The organism is Flavobacterium litorale (assembly GCF_019613795.1).
GTDB lineage: Bacteria > Bacteroidota > Bacteroidia > Flavobacteriales > Flavobacteriaceae > Flavobacterium > Flavobacterium litorale.
Window position 1 is genome coordinate 1,829,090 of record NZ_CP080429.1, and the last position, 18,569, is coordinate 1,847,658.

Here is an 18,569-nt window from a genome sequence, read left to right on the forward strand (position 1 = left end):
TTCGATTATCTCATTTTAAGTACTTACGAAATGCAGTTATGTATCGTTAAACCGTTTATCGATTTAAAGCATGTTTAATCTTTTCATTAATTCAGGTCGATTTGCTCTGCTAACAGGTATAACATCTTTATCAATTAAAACGCTATTGTCCTCAATATCAATAATTTTTTTAATATTGATGATATAAGTACGGTGTACTTTTAAAAATAGTGACGTAGGGAGTTTATCTTCTATTTTTTTTAATGTAGAGTGTACTGTATAGTTTTTTGTTTCTGTTTTAATTTGTATATAATCGCCTTTTGCCTGTACAAGGTTTATAGAGGGTATATCTATTTTAATAAGTCTGCGGTCAATATTTACATAAAATTCGTTAGCAGTATCAGAGGGTGGCTCATTTTGCACAGTTGTAGCTGCAGTTGTAGAGGTTGCAGTAGCTGCTTCTTGTTTTTTATTATGTGCTTTTCGCACTGCTTTTAAAAAACGCTCCTCAGTAAGTGGTTTTACCAAATAATCCACAATACAATCGTATTCAAACGCTTCTATAGCAAAGTTTTTATCGGATGTTATTAGTATTACGGCAGGCGGATTTTTTATGGTTTGTATAAAATCAAACCCTGTAAATCCGGGCATATGAATATCTAAAAATATGAGGTCGATGTTTTCGCTATTGCCATTAAGGTATTTAATGGCATCTATAGCACTAGAAAATTCTTCTATTAAGGTAAGCGACGGATCTTTGGCTATCATTTGGGCAATTATTGCCCTTGCCATACCTTCGTCATCAATAATTATGCAGTTCATATACAGTATACTGTTTACAAACCATCGGCAAACTGTTGCATTTTCAGAAGTATATTTTCAAATTCCGATTGTAGTGTTACCGATTGGTTTTTAAGGTTACGCTCAAACTCTTCAGCAAGATAGTAACTTTTTTCCATTCCCATAACACTTATTTTGTGTTTCAGTTTGTGTACGTGGTTTGCAGCCTCTGTATAATTATTGTTTTGTATGCTCTTTTTGTATTCGTCTATTTCGCGCGGTAACTCATCTTTTATGGTACTGCATAGCTTTGCTTTAAAAGCAGCATCATCGCCAGCCAAATCGTTAATGTAACTTAGGTTAGGTTGTTCCATTTTTTTGTAGTGTAAAGTAAATCGTTGTTCCTTTTTTAGGCTCACTTTCTACCCATATTGTACCCCCATAAAATGTAACTATTTTTTTGGCTATTGATAGCCCCATCCCAGAGGACTGGTTATCGCTACTTAGTTTGGTAAATACATTGAATATTTTCTCAAAGTATGCCTCTTTCATACCCATTCCGTTATCTTTTACATAAAACTCTATTTCGTTTTTACGCTGTTTGCATCCAATCCTAATTACGCCTTTTTCTTTGTCGTTATACTTAATAGCATTTTCTATAAGATTTTGAAACAGTTGTTTAAAACGGTAGTAGTTACCATGTAGTCTGGGCAAATCGTTATCAATATGCAAATTAAAATGTTCAGGTAATGTAATGGCACGTAATATTTCGGGTATTATTGCATTAAGGTCTACAATACGATTTTCGGACTCTAACTTATCTATGGACGAATAATCGAGTATTCCTTTAATGATTAAATCCATCTTTTCGATATTGAACAATACTAAGCCTAACGATTTTTTACTTTCATCGGTAAGCGTAGAGTCGTCATCCTCGAGCATCCAGTTTATAAGCGTATTTATGTTGCGTAACGGCGATTTTAAATCGTGCGATACTACGTGTGCATACTCGTTAAGTTCCTGATTTTGCTTTTCTAAACTTTTAAGTAATGCTTCCCGTTGGTTGTTTATTTCTATAATTTCTGCCGATTGTTTCTTTATATACTCGGCAGCATTAAATCCTTTATTATTTTTATCATTACTCTCTGGGCTCATAGAGTTTAGTATAAACTCTAAGTTTTTATTTATGTCTTTAAGTGTTTTGGCTTCTTCGCGCAGTTTTTTATTTGCCTCAAAAAGTTCATCCGAGCTAATTTTCATGGCTCGTTGCAACATGCTTATCTGCTCTTCGTAATTTGCATACGAATCGTTTACGGCTGCTAAAAAAACATCGTTAAAGTGGTGCTCTTCTTTATCAAGATACTTTCTAATCTGTCTTTTTAGTAAAGAATTCATTTACTCACTAATTAGTGTTAGTGTCATTGTTTGGTTGTGAAATTCGCATGATGTGTTGCCATAAAACGGGGCAATTTCGCCGTACGAGTAAAACCCTGCAATAGCTGTATTCTCGCCAACAAGTTGCTTTATTAATTCTGCTTCCTCCTCCATGCGCTGGCTTAGTACTAGTTTACGACCAATGCAACTTACGGGTATAGCTAGTTGTGGCTTTTTTTCGCGGTTTTGCATGGCTAGCTTGGCAGCATTGTAGGCCCCTTGCGAGATGCCATCGGCAGAGGCCATCATGAGTTGTACACGCGAGTTTTCGGGTACATTATCCGCAAATATCATGGCTTGTTTTTCGGTATCTATAGAGAGTATGGTACGTACTACCGCATCTTTTCTGCCTGGTGCTATAACGTTTAATGGGTAAAATAGGGTAGACTCGGCAAGTTTTTCAACTTTATCGCCCAAGTATTTTTTATATAGTTCCAAAGCAGGTTGGTCGTCAATTTCATATAATACGTTACCGTCCGATTTTGTTATAATTCTTTCAGGACCAAAACCTAGCCATCCGCCATGGCTGGCAAAACTAATTTCTAGTGAGTCGCCATAAAAACCAATTAATATTATTTCGCCTTCTTTTGGATCTTCTTTATACGATGCTAGTGTTCTTTCAAACCTAGTATCATCCCCACATAATCCACCCGTCATTGGTATATCTTTATCAAAACCATGTTCAAAGCCTTTTATTAGCGATGTACCGCTCATAAAACTTCCTTCCGAAACGATAAACAAATGCTTGAGGTTTTCTTTAGGCATTTTAGCACTTAATGCAGTACCTAACGATAGTGTATCTTTATTATGGTCCAGTATGTTATCTCTTTTAATAACAAAACTACTTTTTTCAAATTCTATGGCAAGTACTGTGATTGATTCTTCTACAACATCAATATTAATAATCTCTCCAGCCGATGAGCCAAATACAATATGCTCGTACGGAAATTCGTTTCGTATATCAGCAAGTACATCTTTGTTTTCCAGTAAATAACGGTTACCAAATGCTAAAACAAGCGGATTGTTTAGGGTTTGTTTTTCGCCATAATAATTCCAATTGTTATCTTTCAGTTTGTATGCTTGTACAATTTTCATAGTGATATTATTTTGGGAGTTTAATATAAAAAATGGTACCCGTACCTACTTCGCTTTCCAGCCAGATAGTACCATTATAATTCTCGGTAATTTTTTTTACGATAGATAGCCCTAATCCTGTAGACCTTTCGTTATTGGTTAGCGATTGGAATATCTGAAATATTTTCTGCTGATTTTCCTTTGCTATACCCGGTCCGTTATCTTTTACAAAAAAGGTATTACAATCTTTAGCTTCTTCTACACCAATTTCTACAAGTCCTTTAGGTTTATCAATATAGCTTACTGCATTACCAATAAGGTTCTGGAAAAGTTGTTGTATTCTAAACCTATCAGCTTTTATTACAGGGAGCTTGTTTTGTATTTCTATTTTTATGTTACTAGGTATATCTATAATATTTATGATGTTGCTTACAATTTCGTGCGTATTTACAGCATCAGATTGGATTTTACCTTTATCAATTTTTGAGTAGGTAAGTATACCTTGTATAAGGTGATCCATCTTTTCGATTTTACCTTCTATCAGGCTTAAGTATTGCTCTGTTTCTTCCGAAAGGTTATCGCTATCCTCTTTTATCCATGCTATTAGTGAGTTAATACTACGCAATGGAGATTTAAGGTCGTGCGACACGATTTGAGCATAATCTTCTAACTCATTATTACTTTTTTCAAGTCGAGCCATAAGCTCTTCTTTCTGGGTTTCCATTATTTTTTTCTCAGTAATGTCTTCCTCTATAGCAAAATAGCAAGACACTTCCCCGAACTTATTATAAAGTGCTTGCCCTTGTATTTTAACCCAGTATTTTTTCCTGTTTTTGGTGTAATTAACAATTTCGCAGTTAAACGGCTCTCCATTTTTTATTTGCGTTGCCAAGTATTTTATTGTTTCAGGGTCAGTATCCTCTCCTTGCAGTAAATAGCCTGGCTTTTTGCCTATAAGTTCGTCCTTGCTGTAGCCCGATATTTCGGTAAAGCTGGTATTAACCCATTCTACTCTACCATTTTTATCGCATATTACAACGGCATTAATATTTTTTTCGGCAATGAGCGACAGGAGTACAAGTTGTTCTTCACGCTCTTTTTCCTGCGTCATATCCTCAATTACTGCAAAATATTGCAGTAATTTTCCATTTTCGTCATATACAGGTTGCCCTTTGGTGCGCGACCAAAAATAAGAACCATCTTTGCGCCCGTGTGCAATTTCTACATCAAACGCTTCGCCTTTATAAAATAAATCAGCCATTTCGCGTAGGGCATCTTTATCTATGGCTTCTGTTTTACCAACTTCTATTGGGGTTTTACCAACTACTTCTTCTCGGGTAAACCCTGTTACGGCTAAGTAGGCATCGTTGCACCAAAATATGGCGGCATCGGGGTTGGTAAATACAATGGCGTTTTTATTGGCACTGGCTACAAGTGATAGTCTGTTTAACTCCTCACGATCTTTTTTTAATGCTTCTTTTTGCTGTGTATTCACAACCAAAAGCTTTTCTAGCTCTTGGGTAGTTATTTCTTGCTTTTTTAATATTTGTAGTAAATCCAGTTGTGGGTCGTAACTGGCAAAATCGAATATAGTAAGGTTTCGTTTTTTAACGTCTTCTATAGAGGTTAACCACGGCGAGCCTACAAAAACATACATATTATTGCCCATACCTTCAAACTGACCTCGCAATAATGAATCAGGGTTAGATGTACACTCTAGTATTACCAATTGATTTAAGTTATCGGCAATAGTGTTTATAGTTATACTTTCTGAAAAAGGGCGTTTTGAACGGAAGTAATCGGATAAATTTTTACCTTTTTTTAAATACGGGTAGGGGTTTAAAAGACTTTTTCCGTGTGCGCATATTGTTAGGTTACTGTCTAATAATATGTAGAATGGAAATATCTTATTAAAATTTTCTTCGTTAAAGGTAAAATTGTACGATTGCATACTACCAACTTATTTTGAACGTATACTCTTTATTTATCTCATTTTCTGAATTAATAACTTTTACCTCTGGCATTTCTTTAAATATCTTCATTAAACCGTTTAAGTATCCTTTAACGAAGGATAACATACCTTTGGTAGTAGATATGTAATGCAGTACGAGTGCATTACCCTCTACGTTACTAACTCTAAATTCGGGAGGGGTAAGTTCAGGATATATAAGCATCATCCTGTTATGAAAGTTAGGTAAATTTATTAAGTAATCTCTCATAGTATTTCCTCTCGACTCCATAAATATACTATAATTTTCGCTGGTCGTTTTAATAATATGCTCTCCGAAATCGAAAAGTACCTCGTCTAAAGGTTTGTTTGTATGTTTGGCGGTAGTTACTGCAATTTTATAGTTAGCATCGTCATTATAGGGTTGTTCCATAATAGACGTATCTATAGGTATATTGCTATCGCTTTTAATAGTTTCCCACCTTGTGTTACCAAAACTGTTAACAACATATTGCTCTATAGCCTTATATATAATTCCGTACATACTGGTTGTTATTAGGTGTTATTGTGAAATTAACTCGTTATTACTCCAATAGTCCACTAGTTTTGTAATACTACTAACGTAATCCTCATACTTTAGTGGCTTTATTATGTATCCTGCAATACCTATTTTATAACACTCTAATAAATCTTTATGATTATCGGATGTTGATAGTATAATTGCAGGGATGTATCTTAACTTCTCATCATCTTTAAGTATTTCTAAAAATTCAATACCATTAATTTTAGGCATGTTTAGGTCCAACACAATAATATCAGGTACAATGGCTTTCTCTTTTAGTAGAACCAATGCTTCCTCGCCGTTATTGGCTTCTATTACTTTGTGCTTTATCTCTAGGTTTTTTAAGACTCTATTGAACTTCATTACTTCAATAGCATCATCTTCAATTAACAATATATTTAATGACAACGGCATATAATGATGGATTTAATCATTTTCAAAAGTACAACACAACTACTGCTATTAAGACCACTTATCGATGATAGCACTTTTGCTATAGACGAATGGTTGTTTACTTACGTTGAATAGTTTTTTGAATAATTATTTAATTTTTATTTATTCTTTTTTGTTCTAAATAAGGGGCGTTTGGTAATAGTCCATTTTAACCTAAAACCAAGCTCAGTATAGGTAAAACCTGCTGCGGTTGCCGATGCTATGTTACTGTGCAAGCCGTATATGTTGGCAACCAATCTGCTTGAGAATTTATAACCCAGCTTACCTTGCAAGCGGTACGTACCCTGTTTTTTGTCCTGTTCTATAAACTGATACCCTGCTGCGGCATTTAAACCGTAGTACATGCCCTTATTTTCTATAGCTTCTTCACTTTTAATAAAATCTACAAATACCTCTCCTAAATTAAAGCGTTGCGGGCTAAAATATACTTCGGGTCTCCTATCGGTAAACGAAATGTATTGGTAATTAATACCTCCTTTTAAAACAGGTTTTGATAAAAAGCTATAGTATAGGGATGTGAACAATAGGTTACGTTGGTTACCGTCGGACTGTGTTGTAAAAAAGTATTGCGTAAACCAACCCAGTTTAAAATTACTACTAATGTTGTAATTTATGTAAAAGTTATCGGCTGTAATTTCGCTATCCGTTAAGTCGGCATTAAAGTTTTGTACATCTCTTTTATATCCAACTTCTAAATCTTGCAATTTAAAGGGTTTTGCTTTAAAAAAGGCTTCGGCTAACAGTTGGTTGTAATCATTTTTAAACGAGGTTACGGCTGTAGCACCCAGTGCTGCATTAAAACTAACTTTTGGATGAAACTGATAGCTTGCCATTGCTTTAAAGTCGTTGGCTTCTGCCTCTCGGTCGGTCACTGTGTTTTCTGTTTTTCTGTAGCGATAATAAGCACCTACCGACCATTTTGTGCTTAACGGAATGTTGAGCGTGGTGGTACTAAAATAGGCTTTGTTATCACCATTATCGTAAGAATAACCCAACTGCTCTTCTACATTAGGGGAGTATATGGTATTGAGTTTACCTAAAAAGTTTATAGCATCTTTTTGATTTTCGAAAATGTTTAGTGTTTTATCTACTGCTTTGTAGGCTTTGTTGGGTTTACCATCGGCAAAGTAAGCATTGGCAATACCCAAATTACCATCAAACGAAAGTGAATCGTTTACAAGTATGTATTCATAGTCGGTAATACTTTTTTTAAAATCACTTCGGTACATACCCAACGTTGCCGATAGTGCCAATACGCTATTGTCATTCGGATACTTTTGAGTTTCTGTAGCAATAGCTTCGTCTGCCATTTTGTATTCTCTATTCCAAATTAAGGCTTGTATATAACGCTCGTTTGCTTTTTTAATAAGTGTTGTATCTTTGTGTTCTTTTGCAAGTGCTACCGCCTCTATAGCGTACTTTAGTGCTTTTTTATCCTTACCATTGGTATGTTCGGCAAGCGCAAAACCATTGTAGGCTACTATACTGTCGGCAGTAGTTATTGCCATTTCACGGTAGGCTGCTTTTGCCATTTCCCCCTTCTTTAGCATCAAATAAATATTCGCTTTGTTAAGCAGGGTATCTTTATCTTTAGGAAAGTCAATAAGATTGTCATCTAATATACTAAGCGCACCGTTATAATTACGCCCCTGCATTAATTGTGAAGCATAACCCAACCGAATGTATTTTCTGGAAACCAATGCGTTTGGATTATTGGGGGAAGCAGTAAGCGCACGGTTTACATAATTTAAGGCTTCAGGGTATTCTTTTAGGTTGGATAGTGTGTTGGCGTACCCCAGTAATGCAGGAAAACTTTCTGGGTGTTCCGTTACTAACGTAGTATAATATTCTTTAGCATCTTTATATCTTTTATTCCAAAGTAACGATTCTGCATAGTTAAGTTCAATCTCAAAATCGTTTGGGTAATCTTCCAGCATAACACTAAAAAGCTCATTTGCTTTTTCAGGGTTATCATGCAAACCTAAAGCGCGTGCATAACACAGGTTTGCCGTTTTATTATTGGGATACTCTTTTAGTATAGCACTAAAAAACACTTTTGCTTGTGCAAATTCGCCATTCTCCAAATAGGCAAAACCTTCTTGCATGTTTTGTGCGTTTGCAATACAACATGTAAACAGGATTATTAATAGGCATGTGTGTTTTAGGTATTTCATAATTGGTTGGATGTCTTCGTTGTTTTTAACTATTGCAATTTAGGTACAAACACACAATATTTCATCTATAGCAAACTACCATTCGGCTATTGTAAGTAGTGCCTGACGGAAATTGGCTTTCAAAATCTTCGTATTATGAGGGTAATGAATAAGAAATTCGATTTCTTTTGAATAGAAACGTAACAATTATACACTTTCCGTTTCGTCTTACAGAACAAAACAACTCATCTACAGTTAAGAGGCTTTTAACGAAGAATTTACGGTACATACTACACTAATTGGATATTTGCACTATACCATCCAAACTAAAATTCACTTAACCATGAAAGCAATCAAGACTTTTTTACCCATGTTAAACAAGCTTACAAAAGAGCAGGCATTTATGCTTACTATACTTGTTGTAAACGCGGGTAACTATCTGTATAATTTACTATTGGGGCGTTTATTAGGTCCGGCAGCGTTTGCCGATGCAGCGGTACTAATTACCTTTTTACTAATAGTATCGTTTGCGGGTATGACGTTCCAGATTGTAACCGCCAAGTATGCCGTGCTCTTCTCCAATCGTACGCTTTTTGCTTTTTTACAGTGGATATCAAAAAGAGCTATTGCCATTGGGGTTTTATTGGGTGGCGCTATCGCGTTATCGTCAAATTACTTACAGCAGCTTTTTAATACTAAGAGCAGTTTAATGTTTGTACTATTTGGTGCAGCATTGCCTATATACTTTGTTATGAGTATTAATAGGGGAGGATACCAGGGTAAAAATAATTTAAAGCAACTCTCGGTTACCTATCAGTCCGAAATGATGAGCCGATTGTTTATTACGTTAGGACTTTTATTGGCTCTACGTTTTGTAAATACCTCCGTATTGGTTGCCATAGGTATATTTATCTCATTATTTTTCGGATTAATCCCAATCAAACTAAAATCAGTTCGTGCCATTGCTACAGCGAAACCGCAGCAATTAGATACCAAACCTATTGTTACTTTTTTTGCTTTAACGGCTTTTTATGAGCTTACGCAGATTATAATTAACAATAGCGATATATTATTGGTAAAGCATTATTTTGAGAGTGAACAAGCAGGACTGTATGCCTCTTTAGCACTTATAGGTAGGGTAGTATATTTTGTAGCATGGATGTTTGTAATGCTACTGTTACCCAAAGTAATTAAACTTAAAAAAGAGGGGTTTGATACCAAACCCATTTTACTAAAATATGTAGGCTACATAACTGTATTATCAGCATGTATAGTACTAGGTGCTTTTATATTCCCAAAACTGGTAGTACAGCTTATGTTCGGGAACGATTATATTGCTATAGCACCATTATTATGGCAGTATGCACTAGCAACGTCAGTATTTGCTATAGCCAATATTTTTGCCTACTATTTTCTTTCTATTGGGCAGTATTTTCCTGTAATACTATCAGGTATATTAGGGCTCACACAAATTGTACTAATTGTGTTTTTTCATAATAGTCTGGCACAAGTAGTACAAGCTCAAATTGTTGCCATGCTTGTATTACTATTCGTTCAGTTGTGTTTCTTCTTTTACCATGGCAAAAAGAACGCTCGTCTTAACTAAACCCCCACTCATCGAAAATACATTAAAATCATTGGGTTACCGCCCTAAATTTGACTCAACAAACTAAAAATTCTAAAATTATGAAAGTAGCAGTAGTAACAGCATTCCCGCCAAGTAAGGTAACGTTAAACGAATATGGTTACCACTTAGTAAAGAATTTTGTAAATAAAGAGGATATTGAAGAGGTTGTATTGTTGACGGATAAAACAAAAGCACCAAAACAACTTGATTTTGAGAATAGCGATAAAGTAAAAGTAAGAGAATGCTGGTCGTTCAACAGTTATAAAATACTATTCTCTATTTTCAGAGCAGTATTATCCGAAAAGCCAGACACAGTACTATTCAATTTACAGTTTATGAAATTTGGCGATAAAAAAGTACCTGCATCTTTAGGGCTTTTATTACCCATGCTTTTGCGTCTTGCAGGTTTTAAAACCGTAGTATTATTACACAACATAATGGAAACGGTAGATTTACAGGAAGCAGGCTTCTCTAAAGGTGGAGTAATGCAAAAAATATATACATTTATTGGTTCGTCACTAACACGTTGCATACTTAAAGCCAATACGGTAGCGGTTACCATAAATAAATACGTAACCATATTAAACGAAAAGTATAAAGCAGATAATGTAGTACTAATTCCGCACGGCTCTTTTGAAACTGTTAACGAGCCTAATTTTGATACGCTGGAAGGATCTAAAAAAATTATGGCATTCGGAAAATTTGGGACTTACAAAAAAGTGGAGATAATGATTGAAGCTGCCAAAATACTCCGCGCACAAGGCATGAATAACATTGAAATTGTTATAGCTGGTACAGATAGCCCCAACACCCCAGGGTATCTGGACAGCGTAAAAGAAAAATACAGCGATGTAGAAGGGCTTACGTTTACAGGTTATGTAGAAGAAAATGATGTAGCGCGTATTTTTACCGAAAGCACTGTAGTAGTATTCCCTTATACGGCAACCACAGGAAGCTCGGGTGTGTTACACCAAGCGGGTAGTTATGGTAAAGCAGTAGTTATGCCCGACCTTGGTGACCTTGCCCATTTGGTTAGAGATGAAGGCTATAAAGGTGAATTTTTTAGCCCTGATAGTACAGCATCGTTAGCTTTGGCTATTGGTAACCTACTTAAAGACGACGATTACAGACAGGAAATTGCTATGGCAAACTACAATGCTGCACAAGCACTCTCTATGGATAGTATAGCAGGTATGTACCTGCAACAATTTACAGCCTTACAAAACGGTAAAACACACGATACATTAGTAAGTAATGTGTAAATAAGATGGTTTTTTGTTTCCCCCAACATCTATAAATCCGAAGGCTTTTTGTTTGTTTCGTACCCATGGTTTTTTTCCTACTACGTTACTGGGTACAGTAGCAAAATCATATAAAGTCCAGGATATGAATGCAAGTTGTTTTTCTTTAAAAATGGCTTGCATTTTCTTATGGTATTCTGCTTGGTCGTCCTCATCATTGCCAAACCAATTCCAAAAACCATTATAGGATGACACTCCAAACTCTTGCAATACTACGGGCTTTTTAGTTGCTTTTTGCAATGTATTTTGCTTAGCCGCAAAATGCTTAATATCCTGATAATAATGGTACGAAACAAAATCGACTAAATTGCTAAGTTCCGTTGCATCATCGGTGTTCGACCATCCTATGGTTACCAAATGATTAGCATCCCATTGTTTTACTAAAGGAATTATATTTTCGAGCCATGCGGTAACACGTTCCTGTCCTCGGCTTTCAAAATCCAAATCAGGTTCGTTTTTTATATCCCAAGCCAGTATAGCAGGATAATCTTTAAAAGCAGTTATAATTTTTTCGGCATGGCGGTGCGTAAGCGTCCAGTTGTTAATAGAATAATCGCCGTAAAAATCGAACAAGGTAACTACTACAGCAAGTTGTTTTGTTTCGGCTAAATCCAATACTTTTTTTAGTTTTTCTACCTTTTCAGGAATAACATCAGCTTTACCAAAATCTTCGTAAGGCACAAATATCCTGATGGTATTTAATCCCGCATTCCTAATAATATCAAAATCGTTGGCAATGGTATCGGTATTAAATTTATCGCCATACATATCCCAAGGCGAATTTTTAGGGTAATAGTTAACACCTTTTATGGTAAAAGGGTTGCCATTTTTTAGTAATTGCTTGCCATGTGTGGTGTATACTTTTTTAGGCTGCGCAATACTATCGTGCATCACGGCTTTATCCATACGTTTTATGTGGCGGATGCGCCAAAAACCATCTTCCAGTAGCATTAGTACTTTATAGGTGGCAGTATCTTTTACGGTAGTAATTAGTTTTTTGTTTTTGAATACCTTTTGGTATTCCACTACATTTTTATCAGTAAATACTACTAATTGCCCATCGGCACTATAAAACTCTAATTCGGGGTGGTGTGTAAGGGTAGTACCCTCAACACTTGTTTTTTGCTTTTTGTTATAGTCAATAATATTATATAATGCTACTCTGGAGCTATCCGTATAAAAATCGGCTATACCCTCTTTGGTGTTTGTTTTTAAAGCATTGTTTTTAATGTGCCACGAAAACAAATAATCGTTTTGTATTTCGGCTAAAGTCTGTTCCTCCATAACCCGCCCGGGATTCTCTAAATTGCCCCATATTACTTTTGGCAGGTAGGTGTTGAGTGTTTCACGCTCCAAGTGTAGCATCGATGTTCGTTCTGCACCCGTATTTAGGTAGCCCAAAATAGTACTTAACCCAAAAAGCAACGCAATATTAAGTCCAACAAACGAACTAATTAAAAGTACTTTATATATATTTTTATTGTTTACTTGCATAATGTATTTTTTCCGTTGTAATGGTGCTTTCGTAAGCCGTTATCGTAAAATAGTAGGCTGCTGCTTTGTATTCTTCTTCCGACAGTTTAAAGGTTGCTACTCCCTTGCGGGTGTACTCGCTTAAAGTATCTACCAATTTATCATCATGATATACTTGCAATGTTACCGTAGTACCATCGGGTGCAATTTGGTTCATAAAACTCTTTATAGTACCTACGGTAATGGTTCGTTTATCTTCTGAGAATTCGTATTCAATTACAGGTTGTATTGCTTTGTAACTAATGTTTATGGTATTGCTTTCTGCCATACCGTTTATGTAGGCTTTTACAGTATATGTTTCTGCTAGTTCGGGACTCAAAATTTCTGCCATAGCAATACCACCTACTGTTGATCCAAAGGTTTTTAGTATGGTGTTTTTAGATGTTGTAACCACGTACGTAACCGCAGTACCATCGCCTACTGTATTCCCGAATTTATCTTTTATAATGGATGAGGTTAGCGTAGTAGTTTGATTACCATCAGCAAAGGCATGATTACGACTATAGTCAATTTTAAAATTTACAGGTATGGTAGGATATACATCTGTTTCGGTTTCCTTGGTTTCCATACCTAAGCAGGCTACCGATGTTAGTACCTTACCCGCTTTTTCGGGAGAGTAAATACGTTTCCAGCTTATAAAATCTTTGGTAGGTAGGGTTTCAGTACGTATATCATCTAAAAATTGCCATTTAATAGTGGCAGGTGTACCATCGGGTTTTGGGTTATCGTAAAGGTCGGTCGGTATGGTTACCATCATGGTATAATGCCCATCGCCTGCAGGCATACTGCGCGGACCCAAATAATTTTCCAGCCGAATATCGTCTTTGGGTATAATCTCAAAAGTACCCTTTTGTATTGTTGTTGCATCATTAGTTAATACCCAAGATATTTTACCTGCTTTTTTAGCATAAAAATGAGGTAGGGCAAAAGTTATAGTATCATTCTTAACGTTTGCATCCAGTACTATACTTCCGTAAGAAGATTGTACCCATAATGATGCAGTAGTGTTATTTTTAGCTAAAAATGATAGTTGTATAGCGCTACCTGCTTCGAATACATTTTGTGTTGTAAGCAATGAGAAATCAGTGTTTTGCTTCTCTCTATTAACCGCAATAAAAGAGAAGAGCAGCACGGAGCAGCTTACTAAAACGAATACTATACGTTGCTTTTTCTTCATTACTGTGGGTTACCAATAAAGTTATTCAATTCCATTTTTACATACGAGAAGCCTTTGCCGTTTACTTGTTGCAGCCCTGTTTTTTGATGCGCCTTTATACGTGTTTGTAAAATTGGGCGGGCAAGCTCCTCATTCTCCAAACCGTTTACAAAGCATTTATCTAACGACAAGTTTAGTAAACGATTATCAGTTAAATTCAATAACGGATAGGTAAAGCGTTGCTTGCGTTGTATGCGTACGCCTTCCTTTACGTAATAATGGTCTATATATATCAATTCTTTATTTTCGTCATAATACGATACCAATAATTCGGGTACAGTTACCTCTTGTAAACCAAAATTGTACAGTGTGCCTGTGATTTCGGTACTATTTACTTTTAAATCGGAGATGCTTACATCCGTATATAAATCTTTAGTGGCTACATTTCCTGCGCTTTGTATGCTAAACGTTTCGGGAATATTTGTAATAGTGGCAGGCGTGTACTCGTTGGGGTTGAATGTTTCGGGGCGTGCCGATTGTTTATCTAGCCATGCAATAGCCTCAAAGTTTACTTTAAACCCTGTAACCTCTTTAGGGCGTAGTTTGTGTTTTATTACGTGCTTTGCGTTAAATGTAGCCAAGGTGTTATTGTACTTATCGTATAACGTAGCGGTTACTACTACATCGGCAGGTACATTATCAATATTTTGCACTTCGCCAACAATCATATATTCATCATTGTGCTGTATCAGTTTTGCCGAAAGTATTTCGAGCTCAGGCTGTTTCATTACATCTTCATGGTGCGTTTGTTGGGTAGTTACCCTACGGCGTCCCTGTTTGTAATACGAAGTTCGGTTGTTGCTCAAAAACTGATCGGGCGGAATATCAGGGTCTTTATTTTCGCGTAGCAAATACCACTTTCCTTTTATTTTTTCTACACGGTGTAAGTGCTCGGTAGCAATTATCTCTAAAGGGGTTATCCATTTTATTGTAGCTCTTATTTTGGCTTTGGTACTACTGCTTTCAAGTGTTTCTAGCACAATACCGTCTATTTTTCCATACGAATTTAAAATACCATCGGAAACCGACATTTCCAGCAAAAATTGCGATACGGGATAATTTTCATCTGTTTTAATATACGAATGTGCTTTGCTGAATTGTTTAAAATCCAGCGCATCATAATAGGCTTTAACTACATTATTAGCACTTACCTGCGATGCGTTGTGCATATAAATAAAATACAGACTTACACCTGTAACGATAACCATTGCAATAACCCAGATTTTATTTACCCATAGCATGGATTTTCTGAAATTGCGATATACAACGTTATACTTAAAAAAAGCAGGCTGGGGGAGTGCCTTTGTTTTTAATGCTTGCAACCAAATAGACTGTATATTGAGTATAAAGGCTATTACTACTGTTAATATGGGTATACTACCCCACATTAATTTTAGGTATAATGGTACTTCGTCTTTAGGTAGGGTTTTGGGCAAGGGTTGCACGTTTAACTTTTCCCAAACCATAAGCCCGTTTTCCAGTTGGTTTAGCCTGTGCCAACCGCAGAAATAAAGTATGGGGTCGTAAAATTTATCGTTAGAGAAAACATACTTTAAATTGTATTTTTCGGGTACGGTTAAAAATTGTTGTAACGAGCCAATACCTTCTAACCCTCTAAACTTGGAATTTTCCAACCGCTCTACAGCACGCGATGTTAATTCGGGTAACCTGCGTGCCGAGTGGTAATTACCATCTACCGTCATGGCACGGGTTTGTGCCGATAGTAGTGCCATCTGGTCGCCAAAGCCAAGTGGCAAAAATCGCCATTTATCGTGTTGGTCTTGGTTTAAAAAGTTAACAACAGGTAGCATATTAATTTTTTGAGGCTGCAACGGACGGAAATAGCCTAAGGTTACCGTAAAAAATGCCATAAACAAAAACATTCCTATAAATAATGCCCCTACAATACGGTTGTATAACGTTCCGTAACGTTGTTGTAGTGTTGCTTTAAGGTCACCCTCAAAAAGCCGATAAACCAATTCGCCTATAATGGGCAAACACATTATAGATCCCCATAGGGTAAAACGGTCTAACGTTAGTATATTAAAAGCAGTATCGCCCAATATGGCTCGTGGTATGGGCGTAGTACCCCCAGTGCCTAGTATGGTAAGCAGGGTTAACGATAATCCGAAAAATAAATACCGTTTACTATAATACCTATAAAAAATATAAGGTAGTAAAAATAAGATAATACCCCAAGGTATAATAAAAAACACGAGCCCCGATGAGGTTACCTCTAAAAAGTTATCACGGCTACCGTGTGGTATAGGTACTTGCGTAATCGGGTTTTGTTTGGAGTTTACCCAGTACGGAAATATACAAAAGATGATTAAAAATAATGAACTTCCGCCAAACAGTATAATACGTTTTAATAAACTAAGTAGGGTTTGTATAAACAGCTTTAGCTTAACTTCTTTGTAGCTACTTACCTTGTCGCGGGCAGTATCCAACACCGCCATACCAATTAACGGAAATATAAAAAACACCATCCCGAATATAGGCGTAACATGGTGCGAGGTTACGGTTACCGCTATTAGTGAAAGCGATGTAAACAAATACTTTTTTTTGCCTGAGCGTAACCAAAGGTAAATTTCGGGTATGGCGTGCATAAGTACCGATATGCCTATAATACTGGGCAATTGCCCAAACAAATGCAGGGTTTCCATAAAGGAAGAGGAGAATACTGCAAACAACGCAGCATAGCCCGCCACAGTTCTGTTACCTGTTATAGTAACCGTAAACCTAAAAACACCTGTTATAAATAACAGTACACCAATTATGGCTACCGCAAACATTCCGAATTTTAAGCCTCCTATGTATGAGAACAGCCCAATAGCCTGATGTACCAATGGCGGATAGCCCATAACAGTAAAGCCTGTGTACCAACTATAGTTCCAAGGTTCCCACCAGCTTGTGGCATAGTGGTTGCCAAAAAACATGTGTATTAAGGCATCGTAGGTGTTCTCTAAGGTAAAGAGTATTAATACCCCATGAAATACTAACCCGATAACAATTGCGCTTAGTAAGTATTTGTTGGTTTTTTCTTTCACATTATAATAATCTGATAAAGTAAAGATACTAAATATAGTATGTGGAGCTGAAATGTCACGTCTAAAGAATATTGCCATTCGTCGATACAAAACAGGTTGTAATCTAAATATGCTCATAAACTACTGTTACCCAGTCTATATTTGTATCAGAAATCATAACTAAAAAATACCAACATCATGAGAATATTAATTGTAGACGACCAAGAGTTAGTACTCTTGTCTTTAGAAAAGGCACTTACCGACCAAGGATATGAAGTACAAAGTGCTAAAAATGTGATTAGTGCGATAGAAGTAGTTGACTTTTTTCTTCCAGACTTAATAATAGCAGATATTAATATGCCTGCTGTAGCTGAAGGGAGATGCGTGTATGACGATGTTACTTTTGATGAAAAAGCACCAGGACTGGATTTAATTCACTACTTGAGAAACGTACGAAATGACAATACGCCGATGATGATATTATCGGGTAATTTGGATGAGGAAATTATAGAACGAGGTTTTGAGTTGGGTGCTAACGACTATATGAAGAAGCCTTTAAGTTTAAACGAAATAGTTATTCGTGTTAAACGATTAATAGGCGGTGGTAGCACAGCTAAAAATACAGAAACAAAAGAAAAATTTATACAAGATACTTGTGTTGGGGTAGTAATACCGTGCTATAACGAGGAAGAACGTTTATTGAGTGATGATTTTAAACGTTTTGTAAACAAAAACTTAGGCTACCATTTATGTTTTGTAAACGATGGTAGTACCGATAACACCCTCCAGGTATTAAAAGAATTACGTAAAGGCAACGAAGACCACATAAGTATATACGATTGTGAGCAGAATGGTGGAAAAGCTGAGGCGGTACGTTTGGGAATGCTACATCTTTCAGAACAAAGCCAGTTTGATTACATTGGTTTTTTAGATGCGGACTTGTCTACTGATTTTGCTGATTTTCATGAATTAGTAAAAACAATTTCAAACTCAGATTATCAAATAGTTAGTGGTTCGCGTATTGCCCGAGTGGGTGCAAATATAACAAAAGAGTCTGCCCGAAAAATAATAAGCCAAACCATAAACCTTATTATCAGAAAAACATTGGGTATGCCTTTTAGAGATACACAGTGTGGCGCAAAAATTATGACAAGAAGGGTGGTAAACCACACATTTCAAAGAAAGTTTTTAACCAAATGGCTTTTTGATGTAGAGATATTTATGCGCATGCGTAACCTGTACGGTTTAAAAGAAGCACAAGACATGTTGTGCGAAAAACCATTAAACCGTTGGATACATGCCGATGGCTCTAAACTATCGTTTAGAGACTCATTAAAAATTGTTGGACAAATAGGGCAAATAGCCCTTCATTATAGATAATATTTTCATGATTAGTTTTTTTAGTTGGATTGGAGAACGCCTGGCTGGTAACCAGGCGTTTTCTGTTTTAGGAAATAAAGTTACCTTTAGCAAGGTATAG

At 36.2% G+C, this 18,569-nt stretch carries 14 protein-coding genes; 3 read left to right on the forward strand and 11 right to left on the reverse strand.

What is annotated here, in order from left to right; translation table 11 throughout:
* Positions 1-63 precede the first annotated feature (63 nt).
* From K1I41_RS08300 to K1I41_RS08335, 8 genes are all read right to left on the reverse strand, one after another.
* Positions 64-801 carry a LytR/AlgR family response regulator transcription factor gene (locus tag K1I41_RS08300; RefSeq protein ID WP_220639900.1) on the reverse strand — a complete coding sequence of 246 codons (738 nt, stop codon included), beginning with the start codon at positions 799-801 and terminating at the stop codon, positions 64-66.
* Between the two features lie 14 nt (positions 802-815).
* A complete protein-coding gene (locus K1I41_RS08305) occupies positions 816-1,133 on the reverse strand; it encodes an Hpt domain-containing protein (RefSeq protein ID WP_220639901.1) in 318 nt (105 codons plus the stop codon).
* Positions 1,120-2,154: a sensor histidine kinase gene (locus K1I41_RS08310; RefSeq protein ID WP_220639902.1), complete on the reverse strand. Its 1,035-nt coding sequence runs from the start codon at positions 2,152-2,154 to the stop codon at positions 1,120-1,122. Before K1I41_RS08310 ends, K1I41_RS08305 begins: the two co-directional genes overlap by 14 nt.
* Positions 2,155-3,288, reverse strand: a complete 1,134-nt coding sequence (locus tag K1I41_RS08315; RefSeq protein ID WP_220639903.1) for an FIST signal transduction protein — start codon at positions 3,286-3,288, stop codon at positions 2,155-2,157.
* 7 nt (positions 3,289-3,295) lie between these two features.
* Positions 3,296-5,218 (reverse strand): PAS domain-containing protein, encoded by a 1,923-nt coding sequence (locus K1I41_RS08320; protein WP_220639904.1) that lies wholly within the window; start codon positions 5,216-5,218, stop codon positions 3,296-3,298.
* A gap of 1 nt (position 5,219) precedes the next feature.
* The gene (locus K1I41_RS08325; protein WP_220639905.1) at positions 5,220-5,759 is read right to left on the reverse strand and encodes a heme NO-binding domain-containing protein; all 540 of its coding nucleotides are present in this window, start codon (positions 5,757-5,759) and stop codon (positions 5,220-5,222) included.
* A gap of 18 nt (positions 5,760-5,777) precedes the next feature.
* A complete protein-coding gene (locus tag K1I41_RS08330; RefSeq protein WP_220639906.1) occupies positions 5,778-6,191 on the reverse strand; it encodes a response regulator in 414 nt (137 codons plus the stop codon).
* A 137-nt stretch (positions 6,192-6,328) separates the two neighbouring features.
* Positions 6,329-8,404 carry a tetratricopeptide repeat protein gene (locus tag K1I41_RS08335; RefSeq protein ID WP_220639907.1) on the reverse strand — a complete coding sequence of 692 codons (2,076 nt, stop codon included), beginning with the start codon at positions 8,402-8,404 and terminating at the stop codon, positions 6,329-6,331.
* 322 nt (positions 8,405-8,726) lie between these two features.
* On the opposite strand from K1I41_RS08335, the gene K1I41_RS08340 reads away from it, so the two are divergent.
* Positions 8,727-9,989: an oligosaccharide flippase family protein gene (locus K1I41_RS08340; protein WP_255566903.1), complete on the forward strand. Its 1,263-nt coding sequence runs from the start codon at positions 8,727-8,729 to the stop codon at positions 9,987-9,989.
* Between the two features lie 80 nt (positions 9,990-10,069).
* Entirely contained in the window at positions 10,070-11,272 is a 1,203-nt protein-coding gene (locus K1I41_RS08345) for a glycosyltransferase (RefSeq protein WP_220639908.1), read from the forward strand.
* Here K1I41_RS08345 and K1I41_RS08350 read toward each other — a convergent pair.
* The 3 genes from K1I41_RS08350 to K1I41_RS08360 are packed head-to-tail and all read right to left on the reverse strand — an operon-like array spanning position 11,255 to position 17,110.
* A complete protein-coding gene (locus tag K1I41_RS08350; RefSeq protein ID WP_220639909.1) occupies positions 11,255-12,805 on the reverse strand; it encodes a glycoside hydrolase family 2 TIM barrel-domain containing protein in 1,551 nt (516 codons plus the stop codon). The two genes, K1I41_RS08345 and K1I41_RS08350, sit on opposite strands and share 18 nt — an antisense overlap.
* Positions 12,789-14,021 (reverse strand): Ig-like domain-containing protein, encoded by a 1,233-nt coding sequence (locus K1I41_RS08355; protein WP_220639910.1) that lies wholly within the window; start codon positions 14,019-14,021, stop codon positions 12,789-12,791. The genes K1I41_RS08350 and K1I41_RS08355 overlap by 17 nt, the downstream gene beginning before the upstream one ends.
* Positions 14,021-17,110: a putative glycosyltransferase family protein gene (locus K1I41_RS08360; protein WP_220641841.1), complete on the reverse strand. Its 3,090-nt coding sequence runs from the start codon at positions 17,108-17,110 to the stop codon at positions 14,021-14,023. Before K1I41_RS08360 ends, K1I41_RS08355 begins: the two co-directional genes overlap by 1 nt.
* A 177-nt stretch (positions 17,111-17,287) precedes the next feature.
* Between K1I41_RS08360 and K1I41_RS08365 the strand changes: the two genes are divergently transcribed.
* Complete coding sequence (locus K1I41_RS08365; RefSeq protein ID WP_220639911.1) at positions 17,288-18,469, forward strand: glycosyltransferase; 1,182 nt, start codon at positions 17,288-17,290, stop codon at positions 18,467-18,469.
* Positions 18,470-18,569: the final 100 nt, after the last annotated feature.

Bases quoted from the DNA above. Each gene is read 5' to 3' on its own strand.
- K1I41_RS08300 (WP_220639900.1), bottom strand. From the start codon at position 801: ATGAACTGCATAATTATTGATGACGAAGGTATGGCAAGGGCAATAATT.
- K1I41_RS08340 (WP_255566903.1), top strand. From the start codon at position 8,727: ATGAAAGCAATCAAGACTTTTTTACCCATGTTAAACAAGCTTACAAAA.
- K1I41_RS08315 (WP_220639903.1), bottom strand. From the start codon at position 3,288: ATGAAAATTGTACAAGCATACAAACTGAAAGATAACAATTGGAATTAT.
- K1I41_RS08325 (WP_220639905.1), bottom strand. From the start codon at position 5,759: ATGTACGGAATTATATATAAGGCTATAGAGCAATATGTTGTTAACAGT.
- K1I41_RS08350 (WP_220639909.1), bottom strand. From the start codon at position 12,805: ATGCAAGTAAACAATAAAAATATATATAAAGTACTTTTAATTAGTTCG.
- K1I41_RS08335 (WP_220639907.1), bottom strand. From the start codon at position 8,404: ATGAAATACCTAAAACACACATGCCTATTAATAATCCTGTTTACATGT.
- K1I41_RS08355 (WP_220639910.1), bottom strand. From the start codon at position 14,021: ATGAAGAAAAAGCAACGTATAGTATTCGTTTTAGTAAGCTGCTCCGTG.
- K1I41_RS08305 (WP_220639901.1), bottom strand. From the start codon at position 1,133: ATGGAACAACCTAACCTAAGTTACATTAACGATTTGGCTGGCGATGAT.
- K1I41_RS08330 (WP_220639906.1), bottom strand. From the start codon at position 6,191: ATGCCGTTGTCATTAAATATATTGTTAATTGAAGATGATGCTATTGAA.
- K1I41_RS08365 (WP_220639911.1), top strand. From the start codon at position 17,288: ATGAGAATATTAATTGTAGACGACCAAGAGTTAGTACTCTTGTCTTTA.
- K1I41_RS08345 (WP_220639908.1), top strand. From the start codon at position 10,070: ATGAAAGTAGCAGTAGTAACAGCATTCCCGCCAAGTAAGGTAACGTTA.
- K1I41_RS08320 (WP_220639904.1), bottom strand. From the start codon at position 5,218: ATGCAATCGTACAATTTTACCTTTAACGAAGAAAATTTTAATAAGATA.
- K1I41_RS08310 (WP_220639902.1), bottom strand. From the start codon at position 2,154: ATGAATTCTTTACTAAAAAGACAGATTAGAAAGTATCTTGATAAAGAA.